The sequence below is a fragment of the Flavobacterium sp. GT3R68 genome (assembly GCF_007109225.1).
Taxonomy (GTDB): domain Bacteria; phylum Bacteroidota; class Bacteroidia; order Flavobacteriales; family Flavobacteriaceae; genus Flavobacterium.
This window is the reverse complement of sequence record NZ_VJZK01000002.1, coordinates 281292-306981: the sequence shown is the minus strand read 5'-3', so window position 1 is coordinate 306981 and position 25690 is coordinate 281292. Positions and strand designations below refer to the sequence as shown.

The window sequence follows — 25690 nt, the reverse complement described above, 5'->3', positions numbered from 1 at the left end:
ATATGTCCCAGATTAAATTTTCTATATTGATTACTACCAAAAATCGGAAGCCTGATTTGAAGTTCACATTGGATAAAATCCAGAATCTGCTGGACAGGCCGGATGTTGAATGTATTATTTGCGATGATGGTTCCACTGATGGAACCTATGCAATGGTTGCTGAAAATTTCCCAAAAATACAATTGCTCCGAAATGCTAAAAGCCGCGGTCTAATTTACAGCAGGAATGTCCTTTTAGAGTTAACAAAAGGACTGTACGCTATTTCTTTAGATGATGACGCCCATTTTTTATCGGAGCATCCTCTGGAAAAAATAGAAGAGTGTTTTGATAAAAATGAACGTTGTGGTATCGTTGCCTTTCGAATGTTTTGGGGTAGGAAAGAACCCGAAACGGTGTATACTTCAGACCAATCCGAAAAAGTAAGAGGATTTGTGGGAGGTGGTCATGCATGGAATATGAAAGCATGGAAAGATATACCCGATTACCCGGCCTGGTTCATATTTTATGGGGAAGAAGATTTTGCGTCTTTTCACTTGTTTAAAAAAGGCTGGGATATTATTTATTTACCAGAAGTTTTGGCCAACCATCGCGTCGATATCAAAGGTCGGAAAAAGGACACGGATTATAGACAGCGAGTGCGAAGGGCCATTCGTTCAGGATGGTATTTGTATTTTATGTTTTTTCCATGGAAAGTGATTCCGAAAAAATTAGTCTATACCTTATGGGTGCAGATAAAAATAAAAGTATTTAAAGGGGATTTTCAGGTAGCAATTGCAATTTTACAGGCAATCGGAGATTTATTAATTAATATACCCAGGATAATTGGGAATCGTAACCGATTATCGGTAAAAGAGTTCGAAGAATTTAGTAAATTGCCTACTACAAAATTATATTGGTCTCCGGAAGATGAAACTTCTTCTGCCGATTCATCAAAACCAGTTTGATTAACCCGAAACATAAAATGTCACTAAAAAAACCATTTCCATATATTATAGCTGAGATTGGGCAAGCACACGAAGGCAGTCTGGGGATTTTATATTCTTATATTGATGCGATAGTGAAAACAGGCGTCCATGCTGTTAAATTCCAAATGCACATCGCCGAAGCGGAGAGCAGCGAATTTGAACCCTTTCGCGTGAAGTTCTCTGTAGAGGACGAAACACGATTCGATTATTGGAAGCGCATGGGATTTTCTTTGGAACAATGGAAAGGTATCAAACAACGTTGTGATGAAGTTGGACTCGATTTTATCTGTTCTCCGTTCAGTAATCTGGCAGTAGAATGGCTAGAAGAAATTGGGGTGAAATGTTATAAAGTCGGATCAGGGGAGGTGAATAATTTTTTAATTTTAGAGAAAATCGCGCAGACCGGGAAACCAGTAATTTTATCCTCTGGAATGAGTTCATATATTGAAATGGATGAGACTGTAAATTTTCTGAAATCCAGAAATGTTGATTTTTCTATATTGCAATGCACTACAGCCTATCCCACAAAACCGGAACAATATGGTTTAAATGTTATTGCCGAATTGCAAAAAAGATATCAGGTGCCTGTAGGTTTTTCGGATCATTCCGCAAAAATGGAGACCTGCATCGCTGCCACCGCACTGGGAGCTTCTATTTTAGAATTTCATGTGGTTTTTGACCGACAGCTTTTTGGACCTGACAGTAAAGCATCACTGACGATTCAGGAAACCAAAGATTTGGTTTTTGCAGTTCAGAATATTACATTGGCTATGACCCAACCCATCGATAAGAATAACAACTCAGACTTTCAAACATTGAAACAGATATTTGAAAAATCATTAGCAATAAACAAAAATTTGCCCAAGGGACATTCCATAACTTTTGAAGATTTGGAAGCCAAAAAACCAAAAGGCTATGGCATTTTGGCAAGTAAATACCATGAAGTAATTGGTAAAAAACTTAAATTTGACAAAATTCAGTGGGATTTTTTAAATGAAGAAGATTTAGAATGAAAATACAACGTAAGATAGCGGTGGTCATCACTGCCAGACCATCCTATAGCCGCGTAAAAACGGTATTGCAGGCCATAAAAAATCATCCCGATTTAGAGTTACAACTCATCATTGCCGCATCGGCATTACTGGAGCGGTATGGATCGGCGGTAAATTATATTGAAAAGGACGGGTTCAGCATTGCTGCCAAAGTTTTTAATGTTTTGGAAGGAGAGAACCTTACGGCTTCTGCTAAAACAACCGGAATTGGCATCTTGGAACTTTCTACAGTCTTTGATAATCTCAAACCGGATATTGTCGTAACCGTAGCCGACCGTTTTGAAACCATGGCAACGGCTATTTCCGCTGCTTACATGAATATCCCGCTGGCTCATATCCAGGGAGGAGAAGTAACTGGAAACATTGACGAGAAAGTGCGCCATGCAATAACCAAATTATCGGATTATCATTTTGTAGCGTCAGAAAATGCCAAGGAGAGAGTGTTGAAATTAGGAGAGGACCCTGATTTTGTTTTCAATACAGGCTGTCCTTCCATTGATATTGCTTTAGAAGTTTCCACTATAAAAACACTTAATTTCAATCCTTATCAAAAATATGGTGGTGTGGGCTCACAACCCGATCTTTCGAAAGGGTATTTGGTCGTAATGCAGCATCCTGTAACCACAGAATATCAAAATTCCAGAAAACATATCGAAGAAACGCTTTTGGCAATTAACGAACTGAATATCCCGACGTTGTGGTTTTGGCCAAACGTTGATGCTGGTGCCGACGGGACTTCAACCGGTATCAGAAGTTTCAGGGAAAAAAATAAATTAGAGAATGTCCATTTCTTCAAGAATATGGAGGGCGATGATTTTCTGGTTTTATTAAATAGCGCAGTCGGTTTATTGGGTAATTCCAGTGTCGGTATCCGGGAATGTGCTTTTTTAGGTGTCCCGGTAATTAATATCGGTTCCAGACAGAACAGACGTGACCGAGGAGAGAATGTAGTTGATGTTACCTACGATAAAGATGAAATTATTACTGCAGTAAATGCTATTCTGCAGAACGGAAAATCCAAAACTTCAGATGTATATGGAGGAGGAGATGCGGGAGTTAAAATTGCAGAGATATTGAATACATTACCTTTACAATTCCATAAAACAATAACATACTGATGCGTATATTGGGCATAATACCTGCGCGAGGAGGGTCTAAAGGAGTTCCGGATAAGAATATTAAAATTCTCGGAGATAAACCTTTGATTGCCTATACGATCCAGCAGGCCTTGGAAAGTAAATTATTATCCAAAATAATTGTTTCCAGTGATAGTGATGCCATTATTGAAATGGCCAAAAATTTTGGCGCGGAAGTTCCATTTGTTCGGCCGGAACACTTGGCAACAGATGCCGCGTCGAGTATTGCGGTGGTGCAACATACTGTGGCTTTTTTAGAAGAACAAGGCGAGTTTTTTGATGCCATTTGCCTTCTACAGCCTACCTCTCCCTTTAGAGAAAAGGGCTTTATTGACAAGGCCATTGCTGCTTTTACCGAAAAAAAAGCAGACGCCCTGATTAGTGTACTCACCGTTCCGCATGAATTGAATCCCCATTGGGTTTTTGAACTGAATGAGTCCGGATTTTTAGGAATTTCCACAGGTGAAAAAGAAATTATCAAACGCAGACAGGAACTTCCTCCAGCTTTTTTTAGAGACGGATCCATCTATATTACCAATATGGAAACTATCAAAAAGGAGTCTTTTTATGGGGATTCTTTAAGTTATATCGAAAGCAACCCAGATTTATACATTAATATAGATACGATGGGAGACTGGTTTTTGGCCGAACAAAAATTACCTAATATTTTATCTCAAATTTAATGTGTGGTATTGCTGGCATATTAGGAAAACAGAGTAATAGCGACACTATTTTGGCGATGCTCGAGGCGCAAAAGCACCGGGGACCTGATGCCACTAATGTTTGGAACGACGATAAAATTGTTTTAGGCCATAACCGATTGAGTATTATCGATCTGTCTGATGAGGCGAATCAGCCCATGATCAGTAATTGTGGTGACTATCGTATTATTTTTAATGGCGAGATTTATAATTATCTGGAATTGAAAGAACAGCTGAAGGACTTTTATCAGTTCAAAACCCATTCTGATACCGAAGTACTTCTGGCAGCTTATCTTTACTGGGGTAATGAGGCATTAGAAAAGCTCAACGGCATGTTCAGTTTTGTAATCTGGGATGCTGAAAAAGAAAAATTATTTGCGGCCCGCGACCGTTTTGGCGTAAAGCCTTTCTATTATACGGTTTGGGAAAATCAATTGTATTTTGCAAGTGAAATCAAAACCCTTTTTGCAGCCGGAATCCCTAAAATTAAAAATCAGAAAGTCTGGGCTAATTATTTTGTTTACGGGACCTATGGAATGCCTTACGAAACATTTTGGGAATCCATTCATCAATTGCCTGGAGGACATTTTATGGAAGTTTCTTTTGCCGAGAAAATAACAAAGCAGACGCTCCACATCCAAAAATGGTACGACTTTCCTAAAAGAATTGCGATGATCGATCAATTGCCTGAAGCCGAATTGAAAATACAATATGAATCCTTATTGAAGGACGCTATCCAATTGCGTTTCCGGGCGGATGTTCCTTTAGGGATGAATGTAAGCGGTGGTTTAGATTCTTCGACTTTGATCAGTTTAGTACACGAGAACCTGCCTTCCGAACAATCTATTGAAGCCTTTACATTTTATACCGGTAATGAAAATTATGATGAATTACCCTGGGTTCATGAATTAATGGAAAAGACGCAATATCCACTTCATAAAGTTCTATTGACGCAGGAAGCAATACCTAAATTAATTGAAGAAGTAAGCTATTATCAGGACGAACCTTTTGGAGGGTTTCCAACCTTGGCATACAGTCTGTTGTTTAGAGAAGCCAGAGCAAATGGTATCAAGGTTATACTTGATGGGCAGGGTATGGATGAGGCATGGGCTGGTTACGATTATTATCACAATAACAGCAATAATATCATACAAGGACTTACTACGAGCCCGGTTCGACCGGAAGCTTTAACAGATGGTTTTAAACATTCGGCCCAAAAAGAAATATACGATAGCCCGTTTGATAATGCCTTGCAGAATCTTCAGTACCGGGATTTATTTTATACAAAAATACCGCGGGCACTTCGTTTTAATGACAGGATCAGCATGATGCACAGTACGGAACTTCGGGAACCTTTTTTGGATTATCGATTAGTCGAACTGGCTTTTGCCCAAAAGGCCTCGACCAAATTGCATAATGGACAAACCAAATGGTTGTTACGCGACTTGGTACGGGAAAAACTCGGTGATGCAATTTCGCTGGCCCCCAAAAGGGCACTTCAAACTCCTCAAAGAGAATGGATTGCCAAGGAATTAAACGGGTATGTTTCAGAAAAAATAGAACAATTTTCCCAATTTACCTTTGTCAACGCAACACAAACCACTGTGATATGGCAAAACTATTGTAAAGGAAATCAGGACAACAGTTTTTTTATCTGGCAATGGGTAAATAGCGTAGTTTTGGATAAATAATTGAAAAACTTATCAATTAGCGTACGCTATGCTTTATTTTTTTTACATTCATCTAGTAACAGGATAAATATTTTATAATATCAAAATATCAATATTGGTGAAAAAAGCACTTAAGAAACCATATTATCGATTTTTAAAATTAAAAAACAGGATTTTTCACGGTCGCCCTGTCTTGGTTTTGATGTACCACAGAGTTAGTGATGTTTCTGATAAGAAAACGGCTCGTCTGACAGTTACTCCTGCTACTTTCGAGAAGCAGTTAGTATATTTTAAAGAAAAATATCAAATCCTTAGATTAACAGACAACTGGTCCTCTTTGAAAAAAAGTGGGTTGGTGATTACTTTTGACGATGGATACGCGGATAACTTTATAAACGCATTACCATTATTAGAAAAACACCAAATTCCCGCAACTGTTTTTGTCACAACTATAAATATAAATACACAAAACGAATTTTGGTGGGACCGACTGGTGTTCGATTATGAAAAAATGGATGTTTTATTCTTTTTTCCAAAAATAGCTGAGAAAGTTTCAAAAGAACAATACAGCTACTCGTATTTTGAAAACATGCTGGCCGAATTGGATAATAGTCAAAAGGAAGAGTGGTTTTTAGAGTGGGAAAAAATAAATCATATCGAATTTAGAGGCAGAGAAGACTATCGTTCTTTAACAATCGAAGAACTAAAAAAATTAGAAAACAATCCTTTGATTGATATCGGTTTGCATACCCATAATCATTATCCTTTGGGTTATTTGACAGAGCAGGAGCAAATTCAGGAAATGAGTACCTCTATCGGGGAATTGAAAAAATTTGCAGATTCGTCATTACCATATCTGGCATTACCACATGGTTCCTATAATGAATTTACTTTTCAAGTGATAAAGGGTTTCGGTTTAAAAGGAGTCTTTCTGGCTAATAATTATTATTCGAACGGAACTAATAAGGCGACTGGAAAAATCAACCGGATATTAATGCCCAATATTGAAGGAACAAAAATGATTGATTATTTGAGGTATTTTGATTTTTAAAATATTTATTTTAGCGAAAAATTGGGCAAAAACTTATTTAAAGCGTGGTGGTCGGATAATCTGTAGGAATTATTTATTGAACGCCTGAAACCTATTTAAAATGTAAAAAATAAATGATAATAAAAATAGAAAGGTATTTTAAATATCCTGATTTAAAAAGACAAACTCCTAACAATTCCTTTAAGTGGAAAGAATTTACCTTTACCGAAGATGATGTTGCTGAATGCGATTATTTAATTATTCTGGACTATCCCAAAGATGATTTTTCTATTAATGTAAATAAAAATAATATTATCCATTTGTGCATGGAACCGCCAAATGAAATATCCAAATACAGACAATACGGCAATAAGAATGTCAAATTAATTTTCAATCAGTTAGACATAAAGAAAAACAACGTATTGTCTCATGGTGCGCTACCATGGCATATTGACAAAGATTTTGATTTTTTGACGAATCTGAAACGGGATGATATACAGAAAGAAAATAAAATAGTTTGGGTCACCAGCAATCAAAGGACATCCAAAGGTCATAATGTTCGGATGGATTTTTTAGACAGTATTAAGGAGTTGCCCTTTGTTGATGTTTATGGTAGGGGGATTAATCCCGTGGACAGCAAATGGGACGTGTTGTACCAGGCTAAATATGCCATTGCTTACGAAAATTTTCAAAGTGATTATTATTGGACAGAAAAAATTATGGATTGTTACCTGAGCTATACTATGCCTTTGTATTTTGGATGCAATTCGATTGATAATTTCTTTCCAAAAGATTCTTATATTCAAATCGACCCCAAAGACAAACATGCAGATTTGTTTTTAAAAGAAATAATTGCCTCTAATAAATGGGAAGAAAATTTGGATGCTATCACAAAGGCTAGGGAATTGGTCCTTAATGAATATCAACTATTTCCGTTTTTATTCTCGCAAATAAAGGCAATGGAAGCTGTAAAAGGCGTTCATGCCTCCCGCAATAAAGAGAAAATGGATTTCATGGGTGGAAACGCCTATTTCGATAATTATCCGTTGAATGTCATACTCGAAAAGAATATATTTAAAATAAAAAATAAGTTCAATAAATTAATTTAATCATTTGACACCGGCAATCAAAAAACAACTAATATAGTAAGTAAGTTGACTGAAAAATAAAAGTTATTAAATGTTTTACAATTAAATTTCAACCCATCCATGTTTTTAAATATTTTAATTCTTTACATTTTAGGTCTTTCACTGTTATTCTTATCAGATTTTTTAGGACTTTGTCTTTTGCGTTTTCGTAAAATTAATATGTTCGCAGGAGTTTTAATTGGGTATTTAATGATAATAAGTACATATGCAATTGTAAAGTCTTCCTTGGACAGTATCGGAATATTTGTCATAATATGGATTTTAGGGTATATTTTTATAATAAAGAAAAACAACGAAGCACCCACAATAAATAAGCAAGAATATCTTCAAAGATTACTTATAATAAGTACGCTGTGGACTTTAATATTCGCACTTAAAGTAAGTTTTTTTTGGAATTCGGATTATAATTGTCCTAATTTACTGTTTATTGATTATGAGTTTTACATGAAAATAGCCGAAGGTTATAATATAAGTGGTCATGAAAATGCATTGGGATTAAAAAATGGCCTACTTCAATTTTTAGATTTCGCGCAACCTTATAGGAGTAATGATATTTGGCTAGTTTCATTAGGTTTAGACCTGACAAATATTGATACGATATACATATGGGAATTATTTTACAGTACGATTCTGATTTTTATTTGTTCCTTGAGTCTGTTTGCTTTCATTATAAAAAAGTATAGCCTAATTTGGTCTTTGATTTTATCAGTTTTAGTTTTATTTGCTTTTTCCGGAACTTGGTATAGGGATATTATAAATTTATTTTATGCACCTAATGCCGGATCATATGATCCGATAGGAATAGTTGCCTATACCAAGTTGGCTGCCGTTTTTTCAATTATGTTCCATTTTTTTTATCTATATGGAAAAGAAAAGAAATTGGAAGCAATTTATTTTTTAATTCTAATCCCATTTTTAGTACAGTCAGCAATTGCGGTCTTTTTGTTAATTGTGGCCATTTTTTTACTGTGTATTTATAAAGACGTGCAAGTGTCCAAAAAAAGTTTTAGGAACTATATACCGATCATTGGTGCTTTTGCCTTTTTGCTTTTTTGTTTTTTGGGTTTTTATCTGCTCAACCAACAAAAAGAATTTTTGCATTTGGGCAATACAGATATGGGCATTGTGAATAACGATGGTGTTATTGGTTTTATAATTCAATTTGTAAAAAAATCAGTCTTATTGCTTATTTCATACTATTGGCTTAGTTTTTTCCTGGCAACTGTTTTATTAATCAGTGCACAATCATTGGCTAAAGTCATTCGCTGGGAGTTGTTTGTAATACTAATAATCTGTTTTTTCTGCAGTACTATTGTCTATGCTAAGTTTAACAAAATGGGGAATGCCTATCAATTCTCAACTAATGTTTGCGGCCCATTCGTCCTGGCTTTAATTATTTACCTGTTAATAGAAGCGCCATACAATTCGCTTTTTGGCAAAATTAAATTAACGATGTTGATAATTGTCTCATTTATTGGAATGAAGCAGATAATTGGAGGTAATAATGTATTTCATTCGACATCAAGAATTCAATTTTACAGCCCAAAATTCATTAGAGATGTTAAAAATGAACTTTCAGAGTTAGACTATGTATTCGGAGTTGTCTATTATGGGAAGGATTTGCAAAAATATCCGATTGAAGACTTTCCCCAATATGACTCTACTTTTCTTAAATTGTATGGGAGGAATTATGATGTGTTTAATATAGAAGCAGACTCATTGGAAATGGATTACAGTAACGAATTAAATCAAAAAAGAAATTCCTATATAAAAAAGAATGCACTCAATATTTGGCTTCATAATACTAGAATCACGTCAAATACAGTCAAAAAATTGGGCAGAGAAGATTTTTATAACGCATACCCATTTGGTTTTTGTATTTCTAGGGTAAGCAGGGATAGTTTGCCAGAATATATTAAATCAGATGTTATAAGTATTCTTAAAGATGAAAAATCAAAAATTTTCTTCTACAGATTAAAACGAGAGAAAAATAATTTTAAAAATGTTGATTTAAGTAAAAGGTTTTAAAAAAACAAATTAACTTATAATTTAAGTATTTTTATTTGCTTTAATTCAATGAAATTGTGTAAATGCTTAAAATACAGCTATCTAATGATAAAACTTCATCAAATTAAGCATTAGGCCATTTAAATAGTAATATATTTGCTAACGAAAAGAAAATTTGCATGAGAATTTTAGGAGTTGTAATAACGGATGGTGTAGGGTATCGTAATTTTATTTTAAGTGATTTTATTACAGAGGCATGCCGGACATTTGATGAGGTCATCATTTTTTCCTGTTTGTCAAAACACGTTTATGAAAATTTAAACTTAAACTGCACTGTTGTGGAGCTCGAAGTTTTCAAAGAATCTTTTGTAACCTGGTTTTTTAGAAAAGCGAAGGAAGTGACGCATCTGAAAATGCATGCGAATGATAACTACGGTATTCAGGACAACCTCCGCGCCAATTATTCGGCATCCATTAACCCGCGTGGTATTGCAACCCGCATTATTTACACATGGGTAAAAAAAAGCCATTCAGAAAAATGGGTGCAACGTTATAACCGAATCCAGCAAAAGACTTTTCATTCTCATTCAATTACACACAAATACAAAGAGTTGCTTCAGGAACATAAAATTTCGATGTTGTTTTTTACACATCAGCGTCCCTCCTATATTGCACCGCTGATATATGCTGCCCAGCAATTGAAAATTAAAACGACAGCTTTTATTTTCAGTTGGGATAATTTGGCCTCCAAAGGCAGGATGGCAGGAGATTTTGATTATTATTTAGTGTGGAGCGATTTAATGAAACAGGAATTGATGCATTTTTACAAAGCCATTGATGAAAATCAGATTGCTATTGTCGGCACCCCTCAATTTGAACCGTATGTTTTACAAAGATACGAATCGGATAAAAAAACATTCCATGAGAAATTTCATTTAGATCCTTCTAAAAAAACAATTTGTTTCAGCTGCGGTGATATCTCTACCAGCAAAAATGATGAGTTATATATTGATATTATTGCTTCTGCGATGTTAAATAATAAAATTCCGGATGTAAATCTCTTAATTAGAACGTCGCCAGCGGAAGACCCTATTCGGTTTGCAAAAATGGCAGAAAAATTTCCTTTTATAAATTGGAATTATCCCAAGTGGAGTTTGTCACGAGAAGGCCATCAGGAAGCATGGTCACAGCGCGTCCCACTTTCTGAAGATTTAAAAGATTTAAGGTCGATCTTAGAATTTAGTGATATCAATATCAATGTAGTTTCAACCATGACACTGGATTTTATGATTTTTGATAAACCTGTAATTTTTCCTGTTTTTGGAACAGGAGAGAATGGACTATATAATGACAGACGTTTTTTAAGTTTCAAGCATTTGGAATATGTAAAAAACAGTAATGCAGTTACGATTGCCTATACAGAAACCGATTTATTGCATGCTATCAATGCAACAATTTCCTTTCCTGCCGAAAGGTTAAAATTTCAAAAGGAATTATTGTCTCTGGAAATTGGAAAGCCCTTGAAAAACACAAGCAAAAGAATTGCTAATTCACTATCCGAATGGTGTCCTAATTAATGAGATTTGAAAAGAATTGTAATACTTACAGCTAATGAGCTAAGGCATGATTTTTTGAGGACTTTTTTGGCTTCTTCGCTTGAATTCAGTGTTATAAGAAGCTATTGTGAAGTCCCCGAACAAAATCTTTCACAAACAATTATGGCCGAAGACATCCATGATTCAAGAATTCAGCATCTGCTAATGAGGGCCCAAACAGAAAAAGATTTTTTCGGTGCGTTTTGTACCAAAATAATAGATAATTCTAATCCGAAATATATTTCAAAAGGTGCAATCAATTCGACTGAAATTGTAAATGAAGTCACGGAATTAAACCCGGATATTATTATTTCTTTTGGCTGTTCCATAATAAAATCATCTTTATTAAACGATTTTAAAGGCAAGTTTGTAAATATCCATTTAGGATTATCTCCATATTATCGGGGTACTGCCACTAATTTTTTTCCTTTTATCAATGAGGAACTATCATGCGTAGGGGCTACATTTATGCATATCGATTCAGGAATTGACACCGGAACTATTATTCATCAGATGCGCCCAACGATTTCCCCGGGTGATACCATTCACCAGATTGGAAACCGATTAATAGCGGAAATGGCAGCGGTCTGTGAAAAAATAATCATTCATTTTGATGAATTGGCAAATATGAATCCTATTATTTTTATAGAAAGCATTGGTAAGATTTATCGTAAAAAAGACTTCACGGAAGAGATGGTACGTGCTATGTATGAGAGGTTTGAGTCAGGAATCATTGCTAAATATCTCAATAATAAAGTAAATCTTGATTTACAATTTCCTATCTTGCGCAACCCAAGTCTAAAGTAAAATGTTTCAAGCAATAATGTATCACTATATTCGTCCGTTTAATGAAGAATTACCATTCTTCAAGAATCTGCATGCGGATGATTTTGCAAAACAATTAGACTTTTTTGAAAGAGAATATGGCTTCGTTTCCAAAGAGGATTTTTTAGATTCTTTTGAAACAGGCGTTGTCCCGAAAGGGGTGCTTTTAACGTTTGATGACGGTTTAAAGTGCCATTATGAGTATGCTTTCAAGGAACTTAAAAAAAGAAATCTCTGGGGCATCTTTTATATCCCGACTGCTCCTTACCAAACAAATAAGTTATTAGATGTTCACAGAATCCATTTACTTTTAGGAATGTATTCCGGGAATGAAGTATACGTTGAGCTAATGGAATTGGTTACAAATGAGATGCTTAACCATGATCTTGTGGCTGAATTTCAGGAATTAACATATCATCTGCAGGAAAATGATGACAGCACACAATGGGTAAAAAGGATTCTGAATTATTACATTGATTATCAATTTAGAGAAAAGGTAATTGATCAATTAATGAGAAACTTAATTCCGGAAGAATTATATTCAATTGAGAATTTTTACTTAACTGTAGAAGAAATAAATGAAATGAGTAACAATAATATGATTATTGGAAGTCATACGGTTACACATCCGGTAATGTCTAAATTAAATTTAGATGAACAGCATGACGAAATTAACCGTTCATTTGATTTTTTGAACTCCGTTACAAATAATTTAGAAATAAAAACATTTTGTTATCCTTATGGAGGATTTCATACTTTTACAACCGAATCGGAAAAATTACTTGATCAGGCCAATTGTCTTTTTTCCTTTAATGTCGAGCATAGAGATATAAGTATTGATGATATTATTAATCGCCCACAAGCACTACCAAGGTATGACTGCAATGTTTTTCTTCACGGAAAATGTAGGTAAATAAAATAATTATGAATACATCCCCAAAAAAGATAGCTTTATTATGTAATTACCAACTCCTTCCGGACAGGGTTGGTGGAATGGATCATTTTTTCTGGCTTTTTGACCAGAAATGCAAAGACCATGATATCCATATAGATTGGTTTTTTCCAAATGTTTCGAATCATGGCGCTTATTCCAAGTTAACAATTAAAGAAGGGAACCAGCAAAGTGTAGAAGCTTTCCTTCTAAAGACCTGCAGCGACAATGAGCATGAATATTCTCATGTGATTACCCATTTTGCTGAACTGTGTACTCCGTTTTATTATAAATTGAAACAGGTTTCGAAGGCCAAAATTATCGCAATCGATCATAATCCGCGGCCTATCAAAGGATATCCAATTCGGAAAATAGTAGAGAAAAAAGTTAAAGGCATCTTGTTTTCAAGATATATCGATTTATTTGTTGGGGTGTCAGATTATACGGTAAACGAAATTTTAAAGGATTTTGGGAATCATCTCAACCCCAAGACAAAAACTATCTATAATGGTGTACTTATCGAAGGTATTAAGGTCAGGACAAATAGAAATGTACTTAAGCCTACTTTTTTGGTGGCGTCTCATTTGCGTGAATCCAAAGGGATTCAGGATTTAATTGAAGCAGTGTCCCTACTACCCGAATCTATTAAAAATGAAATTAAAATTGATATTTATGGAGACGGACCTTATAGAGACGTCTTAGTTCAAAAAGTACAGGAAAACCAATTGTCAAATGTCTTTCAATTTATGGGAAGCCGGCCCAATCTGAGTGAATTGTTTTGTCAATATGATTATATGTTACAACCCACACATATGGAATGTTTCAGTTTGTCGATATTAGAAAGTCTGGCGGCCAATGTTCCTGTAATAACCACAAATGTTGGAGGGAATGAAGAAGTTATAGTGGATGGAGAAAACGGTTCCATTTATAAAGCGAAAGACGTAAAAAGCCTAAGGGATATTTTGGAAAAATTATACTTAGGACATGAAAAAATTGAGGTCAACACTAACGAATTAATAGAAAATAGTTTTTCTTTGGAAAAAATGGTTGAGAATCATTTTAATCTGTTACTCGAACAAGGAGATATTAAAAAATAAGATCAAATAGACCTTTCGCCTTCAGGAAGTAGATGTTCTGCATTTAATTTCCAATAATGATAACTATATGAAAATAGCTTTCCTGACCCCCGAATACCCACACGCTAAAACAGGCGCTTCCGGAGGTATTGGATCGAGCATCAAAACCCTTGCATTAGGACTTAAAGCACAAGGCTGTTCAGTCCATGTTTTGGTGTATGGTCAAAAGGCAGATACTATATTTGATGACGAAGGAATCACTATTCATCAAATAAAAAACATAAAACTGAAAGGACTTTCATGGTATCTGACCAGAAAAAAACTCCAAAAAACGATCAATTCGCTGCATGCCAATAACGAATTAGATATCCTGGAAGCACCAGACTGGACCGGAATCACGTCCTTTATCCAGCCCAACTGCCCAGTAGTTATCCGTTTGCACGGCAGCGACACCTATTTTTGCCATTTGGACAATCGTCCGGTTAAATGGCTGAATCGTTTTCACGAAAAAAGAGCTCTTCAAAAAGCTGATAAGCACGTATCTGTAAGTGCCTATACCGCCGCAATGACCAACCGTCTTTTTGGGCTAAATAAAAATTTTACCATTATTCCCAATGGTATAAATATTGCCGATTTTAAAAATGTTTCAAATATTATTTCGGATTTGCCTATTATTCTTTATTTTGGGACCCTGATTCGTAAAAAAGGATTATTTGAACTCCCTCTGATTTTTAACAAAGTGATCGAGCAGCAACCCAACGCCCAATTGTATTTGGTAGGACGGGATTCTGCAGATATTATTTCAGGATCTTCCTCTACTTGGGAAATGATGCAACCCTTATTTTCAAAAGGCGCACTTCAAAATGTAACCTATTTTGGTGGGGTTCCCTTTGCCGAAATAAAAGCTCACATACAAAAAGCGACAGTCTGTGTTTTCCCTACTTTTGCAGAAGCATTACCACTTTCCTGGTTAGAAGCCATGGCTATGGAAAAAGCGGTAGTGGCTTCCAATATTGGTTGGGCGACAGAAATCATAACAGACGGAAATTCTGGTTTTTTGGTTCATCCGAAAGAACATGATTTATTTGCCGATAGAATCATCTCACTTTTGCAAAACTTGGCTTTAAGAAAACAAATGGAATTGGATGCTCACAAAAGGGTTACAGCTATATTTGATGTGAAAAAAGTCGCCGAAAAGAATATGACATTTTATAAATCATTAATTGAAAAGCATTGATTGTAGCATATCATTCGGATAATAAAATTATTGAAGTACAATCGAGTGCTCAAAACATTGATTTTGATGCAAATCAATCCATTGCCGTCGTTTTACAGCGACTCGCTGTTCAATTTCCGGAAGAGATTATAGCTTGGTGCCATATTGAATATAAACCAAATTTGAATATAGAGGCCATCAGCAGTCTTTTTCATCATAATAAAATGCTGCTATCATATAATCCGAATGGTAATTTTTTGAATGATGCTTTAGGGTATGTTGAAGATTCCTTGTTTGTCAATGTGAAAAAGGATGTTAGGTATGCGACCTGGCAAATGAGCAGTATAGTTGGGGTTATTCATACTTCAGTACTTTTAGCGGCCAAGAAAATTAAACCTGGGAAGGATTTTGACTATTATTTAAATTCCGTTGCAAAAATCGCGATGCCCTTGGGATTGTTATGTTATTCCGAACCGCGATTATTAAAAAATCAAGAAAGTCATTTTTCGCCTAAAGCGGATAATTTAACGCTTTTTCGTTTTGTAAAGCAGCATTACAAAGTACAATGGATATTTTTATTGCTGCTGAATTTCATGATGTATCAAAAGCGATTCCCGATGATTGCGATGATTTCAGCTCTTTTTTACAAGAGCCGAACCAAAATACCTTTACATTTGGAAGGAATCGAAATGAGTTTCAAGGATTCAATTGCTCCGTCTGTCATTGATGTTATTATTCCCACGATAGGACGAAAAAAATATTTATATGATTTTTTGTCCGATTTAAAACAACAGACGTTTTTACCTTCAAACGTAATAATAGTAGAGCAAAATCCGATGCCAGGAAGTGTTTCTGAATTGGAATATCTTACAGAGGAAAGCTGGCCATTTACTATAAAGCATACTTTTACGCAACAAGCCGGAGTTTGCAATGCCCGTAATCTTGCGTTGGACCAAATAACCGGGGAATGGGTTTTCTTTGCTGATGACGATATCCGGATTGAGCCTGACTTTATCCAAAAAACAATTTTGAACATCCATCATATAAGTGCAAAGGCGGTTTCTATTGCTTGTTTTCAAAAGGGTGAAAAACCTTTGTGTAATACTATTTTTCAATGGGTCGGTTTTGGTTCCGGTTGTAGTTTTGTCCTCGCCGAAAGTTTAAAAGACTGTAGGTTTTCAACTGGATACGAATTTGGTTTCGGAGAAGATGGCGATTTCGGAATGCAGCTGCGCAATCAGGGGTGTGATGTTTTGTACTTACCGCAGCCATTCATAACGCATTTGAAAGCGCCAATCGGTGGTTTCAGGACCAAGCCGGTATTGAGATGGCAAACGGATGTGATTCAACCAAAACCATCACCAACTGTAATGCTTTTTCTGCTGGAGCATCGTACAAAGCAACAACTCTTTGGGTATAAAACCACGTTGTTTTTTAAGTATTACAAGCGCCAAAAAACTAAAAACCCAATTCAATATTACAATACTTTTCAAGACCAATGGATGCAGAGCTTGCATTGGGCCAACGTGTTGAAAAATGAACCTTCATTATGAAATTTTCTTTAATCATATGTACGTATAAACGTCCGAAACCACTACTGCAATTGTTAAATTCCGTCCAGCAGCAAAGTCTGTATCCGGATGAGATTCTGATTATCGATGGGTCAGATGATGCGAAAACTGCATTGGCATTAAATGAGAACCTATTTGAAAATCTTCATTATTTTGTAGTAGACCCCGTTCATCGCGGTTTAACTAAACAAAGGAATTATGGAATCGCCCGAGTGGGAGATGGGATGGACATTGTTTGTTTTCTCGATGATGATACCATTTTGGAGCCGGATTATTTTGAACAATTATTAAAAACTTATCAGCTTCATCCCGAAGCTTTGGGTGTTGGCGGATATATATTTAATGAGACAAAATGGGATCATATTGGTAAGAATTACAGTCCGCTTCCCAATGAATTTTATTTCGACGGCTGGAAAAGAACGGATGGGAGCCGTTTTGTTTTACGAAAAAGAGTAGGATTGGACAGTGATCGGCCACCTGGGTTTTCGCCCGAGTTTTCCCATGGCAGAAGTGTGGGGTTTCTTCCCCCATCCGGAAAAACATATGAAGTGGAACAATTGATGGGAGGCGTGTCTTCATTCCGTAAAACCATTTTTGAGACACTGCAGTTTTCGACTTATTTCGAAGGGTACGGACTTTACGAAGATGCGGATTTTACCTTACGACTTGCGAAATTAGGTAAACTCTACGTCAATACAGCCGCACGTTTAGGTCATTATCATCATCCTTCCGGAAGACCCAACCAATACTCATACGGAAAGATGGTGGTGCGCAACGGCTGGTATGTCTGGCGCGTAAAAAATCCAAATCCATCATTGTTAGCTCAAGTGAAATGGCATGCCATCACATTATTACTTATGGGTATCCGTTTTGGCAACAGCCTGACGACAAAAAACAGAAAGACAGCTTTAACGGAGGCGTTGGGTAGGTCAGCGGGTTGGTGGAGCCTTATTACTAATAAACCGAAAGTCGATTTGTAAAGAAATTAAATCCATTGACTTTTGCAAATTGATGTTTCTTTAATCGGATAAGAGACATTCTGTTAGAAGAAGAAATACTATATTTACCGCACAGAAATGCAGCTTAAACATGACCGTTTTCCAACTGATACAATCCGATTATAAAAAATATAAAAAATATGGAGGGCATTTCTTCTCCATTCTTTTTTTTACGCAGGGATTTTGGGCTATTTTCCAATACCGTATTGCGCATGCGATTTATGTAGGAATCCGTATTCCGGTTTTGAGGCAGCTTTTGCTTTTATCGTGCCTGTTCTGGCAAAAATTCATTGAAATGATTACAGGGATTTCCATACCGGCTTCGGCTAAAATTGGTAGTTCTTTTTATATAGGGCATTTTGGCGGAATCATACTCAATGGAAGCAGTACTATTGGAAGTAATTGCAATATATCGCACGGAGTTACAATCGGTGTCTCAGGTGTAGAAAATAATAGAGGTGTTCCGGTGATTGGGGATAAGGTCTATATTGGAGCCAATTCCATTGTTGCAGGTAGAATTACAATCGGTAATAATGTGCTCATAGGCGCCTGTTCCTTGGTTACAACAAATGTGGAATCCAATAGTGTGATGTTGGGCGTTCCAGCCAAAATAATTTCAGATAAAGGAAGCGAGGGATATATCTAATGAAAGTACTTGTAGTCTCATCAGCGCCTTTAATTCCCTCGGGCAACCGATGGAAAGCATACAGCCCCTATGTCAAAGAAATGGAAATATGGAATAAGCACGCGGGCGAATTGCAATTCTGTTCTCCGACGTGGGAAACCAACAGAGGGTTATTGGTAAAAACCATTCCGTTTTCGACCCCAAATAATATTATCTTAAAAGATTTTGATATAAAATCCTTCGGCCAACTTTTTAATGCCATGAATGCCGCAGTGCAGAACAGTGTTAAGATTTTCAAGGCCATGCGTCAAGCCAATCATATTCATTTGCGATGCCCGGGAAATATCGGTTTATTGGGGGCTATTGTTCAAATCGCTTTTCCAAATACACCAAAAACGGCTAAATACGCGGGAAATTGGGATCCGAACAGTGCACAGCCCTGGAGTTACCGCTTACAAAAATGGATTCTGAGTAATACTTTCCTTACGAAAAACATGCAGGTTTTAGTTTATGGTGAATGGGATGGAAGTACCGAAAACATTAAACCTTTTTTTACCGCTACTTATAACGAAAGCGACAAAATACCAATAATAGCAAAAGACTTTCTAGGAACAATACGGTTTTTATTTATCGGTACACTATCACATGGGAAGCGACCACAATATGCAATTGCGCTGGTGGAACAGTTACAACAGATGGGTTATAATGTAAAACTCGATTATTATGGGGAGGGCAATGAAAGAACCGTACTTGAAAAAATCATTGCGGAAAAACAGTTGCAAACTCAGGTGACTTTGCATGGCAATATGCCTTCGGAGACTATTCGAAACGCTTATCAGCACAGCCATTTTTTAATCTTACCCTCGCAAAGTGAAGGCTGGCCTAAAGTGGTTGCTGAGGCTATGTTCTGGGGATGTTTGCCAATTGTAAGTCCGGTATCCTGTGTTCCAAATATGTTAGATAAAGGAGAAAGAGGAATTGTATTGACGATGGAAAATGGAAAAGATGTGCAGCAGATTAAAAACCTGTTGGACAATGAAGATATCTATCAATCGCAGGTTTTAAAGGCAGAAGAATGGTCCAGAAAATATACGTTAGATTATTTTGAAGAAGAAATTGAAAAATTGGTCCATCTTAAATCATTAAAAAAATAATGCGCATTCTTCAATTAATAGATAGTTTAGAGGCGGGCGGCGCGGAACGGATGGCGGTTAATTATGCTAATGGTCTGGTAGATCACGTACCTTTCTCAGGATTAGTTGCTACCCGTAAGGAAGGTCCCTTGAAAACCCAATTGCATAATAGTGTTCATTATCTTTTCTTGGATAGAAAATCAACATTTGATATTAAGGCCCTTTTGCTTTTACGCGATTTTGTAAAAAAAAATCAGATAAGTATTATTCAGGCACACAGCAGTTCATTTTTATTAGCCATATTCTTAAAACTGGTTTATCCAAAAATTAAAATTGTATGGCATGATCATTACGGGAATAGTGAATTTTTAGAAAAAAGAAAAAAAGTACTACTTCAATTTGGCTCATTATTTTTTTACAGAATTATTGTCGTAAATGAACTTCTGAAAAAATGGGCTATTAAAAATCTTTTTTGCAAGCAGGTATTTTACCAGCCTAATTTTGTCCTCATGGATGCAAATAAAGAAAGTATTGTGCTACAGGGGCAAATAGGTAAACGAATACTTTGTCTCGCTAATTTGCGTCCGCAAAAAAACCACAGCATGTTGCTGGAAATAGCTAAAAACATAAAATTTTCTCATCCCGAGTGGACTTTTCATTTGATTGGAAAAGATTTTAGAGATCAGTATTCTGCGGATATTCATAACCAAATTGTCAGTAATGGACTCGAAAACAATGTTTTTATTTATGGGTCTTCTAATGCAGTAGCTACGGCTATACAACAATCAACTATAGGAGTTTTGACCTCTATTTCAGAAGGTCTTCCGGTCTCACTATTAGAATATGGGTATTTCGGGTTGCCTGTTATAATCACAGCGGTGGGGGAAATCCCAAAAGTAATCAACCAGAAGAATGGATTATTAGTGCCGCCTAAAGACAAAGTCAGATTTCAACAAGCCTTAGAAGATTTAATTGAAAATGTTGATTTGAGAAATTCGCTTGGTGAACAATTAAAAAAAGACATACATTTGAACTATACCAAAGAGACCGTTTTTAAAAATTTTTTCGCAGTTTTAAATAATGAAAGCTAGAAATCCCAACAATTATATTGTATTACTTTTGATACATGCTGCTATCGGATTTGCGATCTTTCTGATACCTGCATTATCAAAAATCTACACCATTTTCATATTTGGTTTTGGAATGTACCATTTGGTTAAGACCCGCAATAAAAATAATGAAGCGCTTGTCTTATCTGCCTACGTGGTAGGGGCAGAGGTACTTCTCCGAATGACTGACGGAATGTTTTTTAATGATTTCGCCAAGTATACCATCATGATTTTTTTATTTACGGGAATGATTTTTACAGGCCTGTCAAAGAATTCATATATGTATTGGTTGTTTCTCGTTTTGCTGGTTCCCGGCATTGTGGTGTCTACAGTCACACTTAATTTTGAAACTAATATCCGAAAAGCAATAGCGTTCAATATAACGGGGCCAGTCTGTTTAGGTATTTCGGCAATCTATTGTTATCAACGCCAAATCACATTTGAACGGGTAAAAGATGTAATTACTGCATTCTGTATGCCATTGATAGCAATTGTAGTCGTTATTTATCTGTTTGCCCCCAGTGTTAAAGAGGTGGTAACAGGAACATATTCCAATTTTGAAACTTCAGGAGGATATGGTCCAAATCAAATGGCAACAATATTGGGATTTGGTATTTTTCTTTTCTTTGTACAAATGTTGCTCAATTCTCCAACAAAAAAGTTGCAACTGGTAAATGCCGGTCTGGTTTTATTCTTCGCTTTTCGGGGTGTCGTGACATTTTCACGAGGTGGTATAATCACAGGTATACTTATGATTATTTTGCTTTTAGGGGCGGTATATGTCTATACAAGTCCTTTTGGAAAATTTAAAATCGGAGTTATTGTTCTTTTTTCTTTTATAGGTTCGGTAGCGGTTTGGACATACAGTTCCGTGCAAACCAGTGGCTTTATCAATAAGCGTTATGCGAATGAGGATGCTGCGGGAAGAAAGAAAGCCAGTCGTCTTTCAGGCAGGGAAGAGTTAATTGAAACAGAACTCCAAATGTTTTTGGATAACCCTATCTTAGGAATTGGGGTTGGTAAAAACAGGGAATATCGAGAACAGCTCACGGGTATTGATGCGGCTTCCCATAACGAATTAACAAGAATGCTGGCTGAGCATGGATCTTTAGGGATTCTAGGTTTGCTTATCTTATTCTTCACACCATTAACCCAATATTTAGACAATAAGCAAAATATTTTTATACTCCCCTTTTTGGTGTTCTGGATACTGACAATCAATCATGCGGCTATGCGTCTCGCCGCACCCGCCTTTGTTTATGGACTTTCTTTAATAAAAGTGATTAACTTTGAAACACCTACTGTACATAGGGAATAAATTGGCCCAGCACGGTATCACCGAAACTACTATAGAAACGCTGGGACCACTTTTGGAGAACGAAGGATATAAAGTAATTTATGCTTCAACAAAAAAAAATGAGTACGTAAGAATGCTGCATATGCTTTTGTCTGTGCTTCAAAATCGCAAAAGTGATTATGTAATAATTGATACCTACAGTACATCTAGCTTTTGGTATGCTTTTGCAACGAGCCAGCTTTGTCGCTTATTGGGAAAAAAATACATTCCTTTTTTACATGGTGGAAATTTACCGCGAAGACTTACGAAAAACCCTGAAATCTGTAAAATGATTTTTCAGCATTCCTATTATAATGTTGCGCCCTCACACTATTTATTGGAAGCCTTCAGAAAGCATTATACAAATGTCCTATACATCCCTAATGTAATTGAAATCAGGCAGTATCCATATAAAGAGAGGAACAACCCACAGCCGAAGATATTGTGGGTACGGTCTTTCGCCAAAATCTACAACCCTGCAATGGCGGTTGAAGTTCTCGACGCCATAAAAAAAACTTACCCGTTAGCGGTCTTGTGTATGGTAGGACCGGATAAGGACGGCAGTTTGTTTCTTACGCAAAAGATGGCCCATGATAAGAAATTAGATATTGTCTTTACCGGAAAATTGAGTAAAAAGGCTTGGACAAAGTTGGCTCAGGAATACGACATTTTCATCAATACCACTCATTTTGACAATATGCCTGTCAGCGTAATCGAAGCAATGGCTTTAGGAATGGCTATAGTCTCTACAAATGTTGGCGGAATCCCCTTTCTTTTAGAGCATGAGGGCAACGCAATTTTAGTAGCAGATAAAGACACGCATGGTATGGTCTCAGGAATTCAAAAACTTTTGGAAAAGCCCGAGTTGTATAAGAAATTGACGTCTGGAGCACGAACGAAAGCAGAGTCTTTTGACTGGAAAATGGTAAAAGAAAATTGGCTTAAAATTTTACAATAGTCTTTCTTTTTTAAGTTATTTGGTTATCTTGCGATGCAAATAGGCTACCACACTATGTTATCGCAGAAAAAAATTCATTTTGAAATATCGGAACGCAAAATTCTTTTAAGGGTTTTTGATGTACTGTCTGTTTTTCTGTCACTCTACCTTGTCGGTTCTATTTTTGATTTCGGATATTTTAAAATGACAAGAGATAATTACTATTGGGTAATTGTTTTGGGCTTTTATATTACTTTTTTTGGTGCAGTATTCGAAATGTACAACCTGCAAACAGCTGCCAATCAGTACCAAATTATTAAAAGTATTATCCTTACTGCTTCCACGACGGTACTATTCTATTTATTGACCCCATTTTATACCCCGGAACTACCTAGCAATCGTTTGCAGATCATTTATTTTTTTATCGCTATTTCTTCGGCATTGTTTGTATGGCGCATGTTGTACCTGAAGTTTTTTGCTTCCCATCGTTTTGTGAAAAATGTAGTTTTAGTATGCGATTGTAATCAGGCGGAAGAATTGATAACCGCTTTGGAAAGTGCCGACCCTCATTACAGGGTATTGGGATACATTGATTCTGATAAAGAAAATGGAAATATATGCCATTATAATAATATCCAGAACATTACCATTGACACTATAGAGGAATTTGTTAAAAAACATTCCATTTGCGATATTGTTATTGCTTCCCAACATACCGAAGGAATTACGGTACAGCTTTACAATAAGCTTCTGCATTTACTTGAAAATGGCTTTGTCATTCGGGAGTATACCCAAGTCTATGAAAGCAGCACGCACCGAATCCCCGTTCAATACGTAGCTCGGGATTTCTATAGATATTTCCCTTTTAGCAGGAGTAATCAAAACAAATTATACCTCGTAGGTGTACGCATCTTAGAATTCCTGATTTCCGTAGTAGGACTTACCCTTGGATTGGCTTTGGTGCCTTTTATTTTAATCGGAAATTTTTTAGGAAGCCGTGGACCTTTATTTTATACCCAGCAAAGGGTAGGAAAGAATGGAGTTGTTTTTGAAATATTAAAATTCAGAACCATGGTTCAGAATGCCGAAACAGGGGAGGCAATTTTTGCTGTCCAAAACGATATGCGCATTACACCATTTGGAAAATTTCTACGTAAATCCAGAATCGATGAATTTCCTCAATTTATCAATATTCTAAAAGGAGATATGGCTGTAATCGGACCACGACCGGAAAGACCTTTTTTTGTTAGTGCTATTGCTGAGGTAATGCCTTTTTACGAAACCCGCCATGTGATAAAACCTGGTTTGACAGGTTGGGCGCAAGTAAATTACTCTTATGGGGAAACTATTGAGGAAAGTTTGATTAAACTGCAATATGACCTTTATTACATTAAGCACAGAAGTATTTTCTTGGATGTCAATATTGCAATTAAAACCGTAAGCACTATTTTATTCTACAGAGGCCAATAAGTCACACTTTAAGCTGCCGCCTGATTCCGATTTTGAATAATCAGCCTGATTAAACCAATACTATTCACAACTATTATCGGTAGCGCTATCAATAAGTGTACTTTATTCATTAGCAGTAGGAAATAAACTGCTAATGAAATAATGCTGAACAATGCAGTGTAATACATGCCTGTTCTTCTGTTTTTCAGATAAAAATAAGTCAAAAGCATGAAGGCCGGATTGAACAACAAGATGTTGTAATTGTATTCCAATTCCTTATGAAACGAATAAAATCCAACAATAAACAAGAACAATCCTAATAATCCCAACAGGAAAAAGTAACTTATGTATACTTTTTTATTGTTGACGATAACGATAGCTGAAAGAATTAACAAGTATGTATACATGTTATTCCACCAAGAATACGGTGCTTCTTCTTTTTGGAATTCCAGTATAGTTTTTTCTGGTGAACTGATAGGCTGATTATTATACTTTATCGTGTTGAGGCTCTGTTTTAATTCCAAAGGCAGGAAAAGTAAGGTGCCTTTTTGATCTACTTTTTTGCCGAAGATGATACTCGTACCTAATTTTTCGAAAAAGTGATCTGCAAAATAAGGATACAATATTTCACGGTATGTTTTTTCGGTATCGGCTGTTTTTACAATTACCTTCTTTCCTAAAGTTTCATTCAGTATATCCACTACCATTGTGGTGCAGTTCTTGTCAATAAATTTGTAGGTATAATAACGTTCATCAGAAAGGAGCGCCCTGTCTAATCGATCAAATAAGTCTTGTTTTTGGGGTGATGATAAGTTTAATATCTGTTCATAAACGGCTCTTTTTTCATATAGGTATTCATTGAAGAAATCATTATATGTGTTGCTGCTTGCCATGTACTGCAAATCGCCTTTTGTGAATTTAAGCACAAAGTTGGACGTATTGAAATCAAATGTACCATAATTATACACTTGGTCAATGTGGTTTTCGTCATCCATAATCCGGATGGCGGTATGGCCAAACAACGAATACATTTCGTTCCCGGTACCACAGGTGAGGACACTGACTTTGCTACCTTCCGAAAGCAAAACCTGGCTTTGGGTTTTAGTAATTACAGCAGTAAAAAGAAAAAGGAAAGATAAAAAAATAATTTTTAAGCGATACATTGAAATGGATATATGAA

At 36.1% G+C, this 25690-nt stretch carries 22 protein-coding genes; 21 read left to right on the top strand and 1 reads right to left on the bottom strand.

Features of this window, described 5'->3' with window-relative positions; genetic code table 11:
• The first annotated feature begins 2 nt into the window (after window positions 1-2).
• The 21 genes from FNW07_RS05730 to FNW07_RS05630 all read left to right on the top strand — a co-directional run bounded on the left by FNW07_RS05730 (window position 3) and on the right by FNW07_RS05630 (window position 24531).
• Window positions 3-944 carry a glycosyltransferase family 2 protein gene (locus FNW07_RS05730; protein ID WP_126743877.1) on the top strand — a complete coding sequence of 314 codons (942 nt, stop codon included), beginning with the start codon at window positions 3-5 and terminating at the stop codon, window positions 942-944.
• Window positions 945-961: 17 nt separating this feature from the next.
• Window positions 962-1978 (top strand): N-acetylneuraminate synthase family protein, encoded by a 1017-nt coding sequence (locus tag FNW07_RS05725; protein ID WP_126743876.1) that lies wholly within the window; start codon window positions 962-964, stop codon window positions 1976-1978.
• Window positions 1975-3135, top strand: a complete 1161-nt coding sequence (gene neuC / locus FNW07_RS05720) for a UDP-N-acetylglucosamine 2-epimerase (RefSeq protein ID WP_126743875.1) — start codon at window positions 1975-1977, stop codon at window positions 3133-3135. The genes FNW07_RS05725 and neuC overlap by 4 nt, the downstream gene beginning before the upstream one ends.
• Window positions 3135-3836 carry a cytidylyltransferase domain-containing protein gene (locus tag FNW07_RS05715; protein ID WP_126743874.1) on the top strand — a complete coding sequence of 234 codons (702 nt, stop codon included), beginning with the start codon at window positions 3135-3137 and terminating at the stop codon, window positions 3834-3836. Before neuC ends, FNW07_RS05715 begins: the two co-directional genes overlap by 1 nt.
• Entirely contained in the window at window positions 3836-5545 is a 1710-nt protein-coding gene (gene asnB / locus FNW07_RS05710; RefSeq protein WP_126743873.1) for an asparagine synthase (glutamine-hydrolyzing), read from the top strand. Before FNW07_RS05715 ends, asnB begins: the two co-directional genes overlap by 1 nt.
• 97 nt (window positions 5546-5642) lie before the next feature.
• Entirely contained in the window at window positions 5643-6575 is a 933-nt protein-coding gene (locus FNW07_RS05705; protein WP_126743872.1) for a polysaccharide deacetylase family protein, read from the top strand.
• Between the two features lie 113 nt (window positions 6576-6688).
• Window positions 6689-7663 carry a glycosyltransferase family 10 domain-containing protein gene (locus FNW07_RS05700; protein WP_126743871.1) on the top strand — a complete coding sequence of 325 codons (975 nt, stop codon included), beginning with the start codon at window positions 6689-6691 and terminating at the stop codon, window positions 7661-7663.
• 99 nt (window positions 7664-7762) lie between these two features.
• Window positions 7763-9730, top strand: a complete 1968-nt coding sequence (locus tag FNW07_RS05695) for a hypothetical protein (protein ID WP_126743870.1) — start codon at window positions 7763-7765, stop codon at window positions 9728-9730.
• Between the two features lie 158 nt (window positions 9731-9888).
• Window positions 9889-11286, top strand: coding sequence for a hypothetical protein (locus FNW07_RS05690; RefSeq protein WP_126743869.1), 1398 nt, complete (start codon window positions 9889-9891; stop codon window positions 11284-11286).
• A gap of 6 nt (window positions 11287-11292) precedes the next feature.
• Window positions 11293-12111: a formyltransferase family protein gene (locus FNW07_RS05685; protein WP_126743868.1), complete on the top strand. Its 819-nt coding sequence runs from the start codon at window positions 11293-11295 to the stop codon at window positions 12109-12111.
• 1 nt (window position 12112) lies between these two features.
• Window positions 12113-13042 (top strand): polysaccharide deacetylase family protein, encoded by a 930-nt coding sequence (locus FNW07_RS05680; protein WP_126743867.1) that lies wholly within the window; start codon window positions 12113-12115, stop codon window positions 13040-13042.
• Window positions 13043-13053: 11 nt separating this feature from the next.
• Entirely contained in the window at window positions 13054-14157 is a 1104-nt protein-coding gene (locus FNW07_RS05675) for a glycosyltransferase family 4 protein (RefSeq protein WP_255512729.1), read from the top strand.
• Between the two features lie 67 nt (window positions 14158-14224).
• Window positions 14225-15373: a glycosyltransferase family 4 protein gene (locus FNW07_RS05670; RefSeq protein WP_126743866.1), complete on the top strand. Its 1149-nt coding sequence runs from the start codon at window positions 14225-14227 to the stop codon at window positions 15371-15373.
• On the top strand, window positions 15370-16905 hold the full coding sequence (locus tag FNW07_RS05665; protein ID WP_126743865.1) for a glycosyltransferase family 2 protein: 1536 nt from the start codon (window positions 15370-15372) through the stop codon (window positions 16903-16905). Before FNW07_RS05670 ends, FNW07_RS05665 begins: the two co-directional genes overlap by 4 nt.
• On the top strand, window positions 16902-17903 hold the full coding sequence (locus tag FNW07_RS05660) for a glycosyltransferase family 2 protein (protein ID WP_126743864.1): 1002 nt from the start codon (window positions 16902-16904) through the stop codon (window positions 17901-17903). Before FNW07_RS05665 ends, FNW07_RS05660 begins: the two co-directional genes overlap by 4 nt.
• 109 nt (window positions 17904-18012) lie before the next feature.
• Window positions 18013-18567 (top strand): serine O-acetyltransferase, encoded by a 555-nt coding sequence (locus tag FNW07_RS05655; RefSeq protein ID WP_126743863.1) that lies wholly within the window; start codon window positions 18013-18015, stop codon window positions 18565-18567.
• Window positions 18567-19700, top strand: coding sequence for a glycosyltransferase family 4 protein (locus tag FNW07_RS05650; RefSeq protein WP_126743862.1), 1134 nt, complete (start codon window positions 18567-18569; stop codon window positions 19698-19700). Before FNW07_RS05655 ends, FNW07_RS05650 begins: the two co-directional genes overlap by 1 nt.
• Complete coding sequence (locus FNW07_RS05645) at window positions 19700-20770, top strand: glycosyltransferase (RefSeq protein ID WP_126743861.1); 1071 nt, start codon at window positions 19700-19702, stop codon at window positions 20768-20770. The genes FNW07_RS05650 and FNW07_RS05645 overlap by 1 nt, the downstream gene beginning before the upstream one ends.
• Window positions 20760-22106 (top strand): O-antigen ligase, encoded by a 1347-nt coding sequence (locus FNW07_RS05640; protein WP_126743860.1) that lies wholly within the window; start codon window positions 20760-20762, stop codon window positions 22104-22106. The genes FNW07_RS05645 and FNW07_RS05640 overlap by 11 nt, the downstream gene beginning before the upstream one ends.
• Entirely contained in the window at window positions 22078-23082 is a 1005-nt protein-coding gene (locus tag FNW07_RS05635; protein WP_126743859.1) for a glycosyltransferase family 4 protein, read from the top strand. Before FNW07_RS05640 ends, FNW07_RS05635 begins: the two co-directional genes overlap by 29 nt.
• A 54-nt stretch (window positions 23083-23136) precedes the next feature.
• Window positions 23137-24531: a sugar transferase gene (locus tag FNW07_RS05630; protein ID WP_126743858.1), complete on the top strand. Its 1395-nt coding sequence runs from the start codon at window positions 23137-23139 to the stop codon at window positions 24529-24531.
• A gap of 8 nt (window positions 24532-24539) precedes the next feature.
• On the opposite strand, the gene FNW07_RS05625 is transcribed toward FNW07_RS05630, so the two are convergent.
• Window positions 24540-25673: a DUF4105 domain-containing protein gene (locus FNW07_RS05625; RefSeq protein WP_255512728.1), complete on the bottom strand. Its 1134-nt coding sequence runs from the start codon at window positions 25671-25673 to the stop codon at window positions 24540-24542.
• Between the last annotated feature and the right edge of the window lie 17 nt (window positions 25674-25690).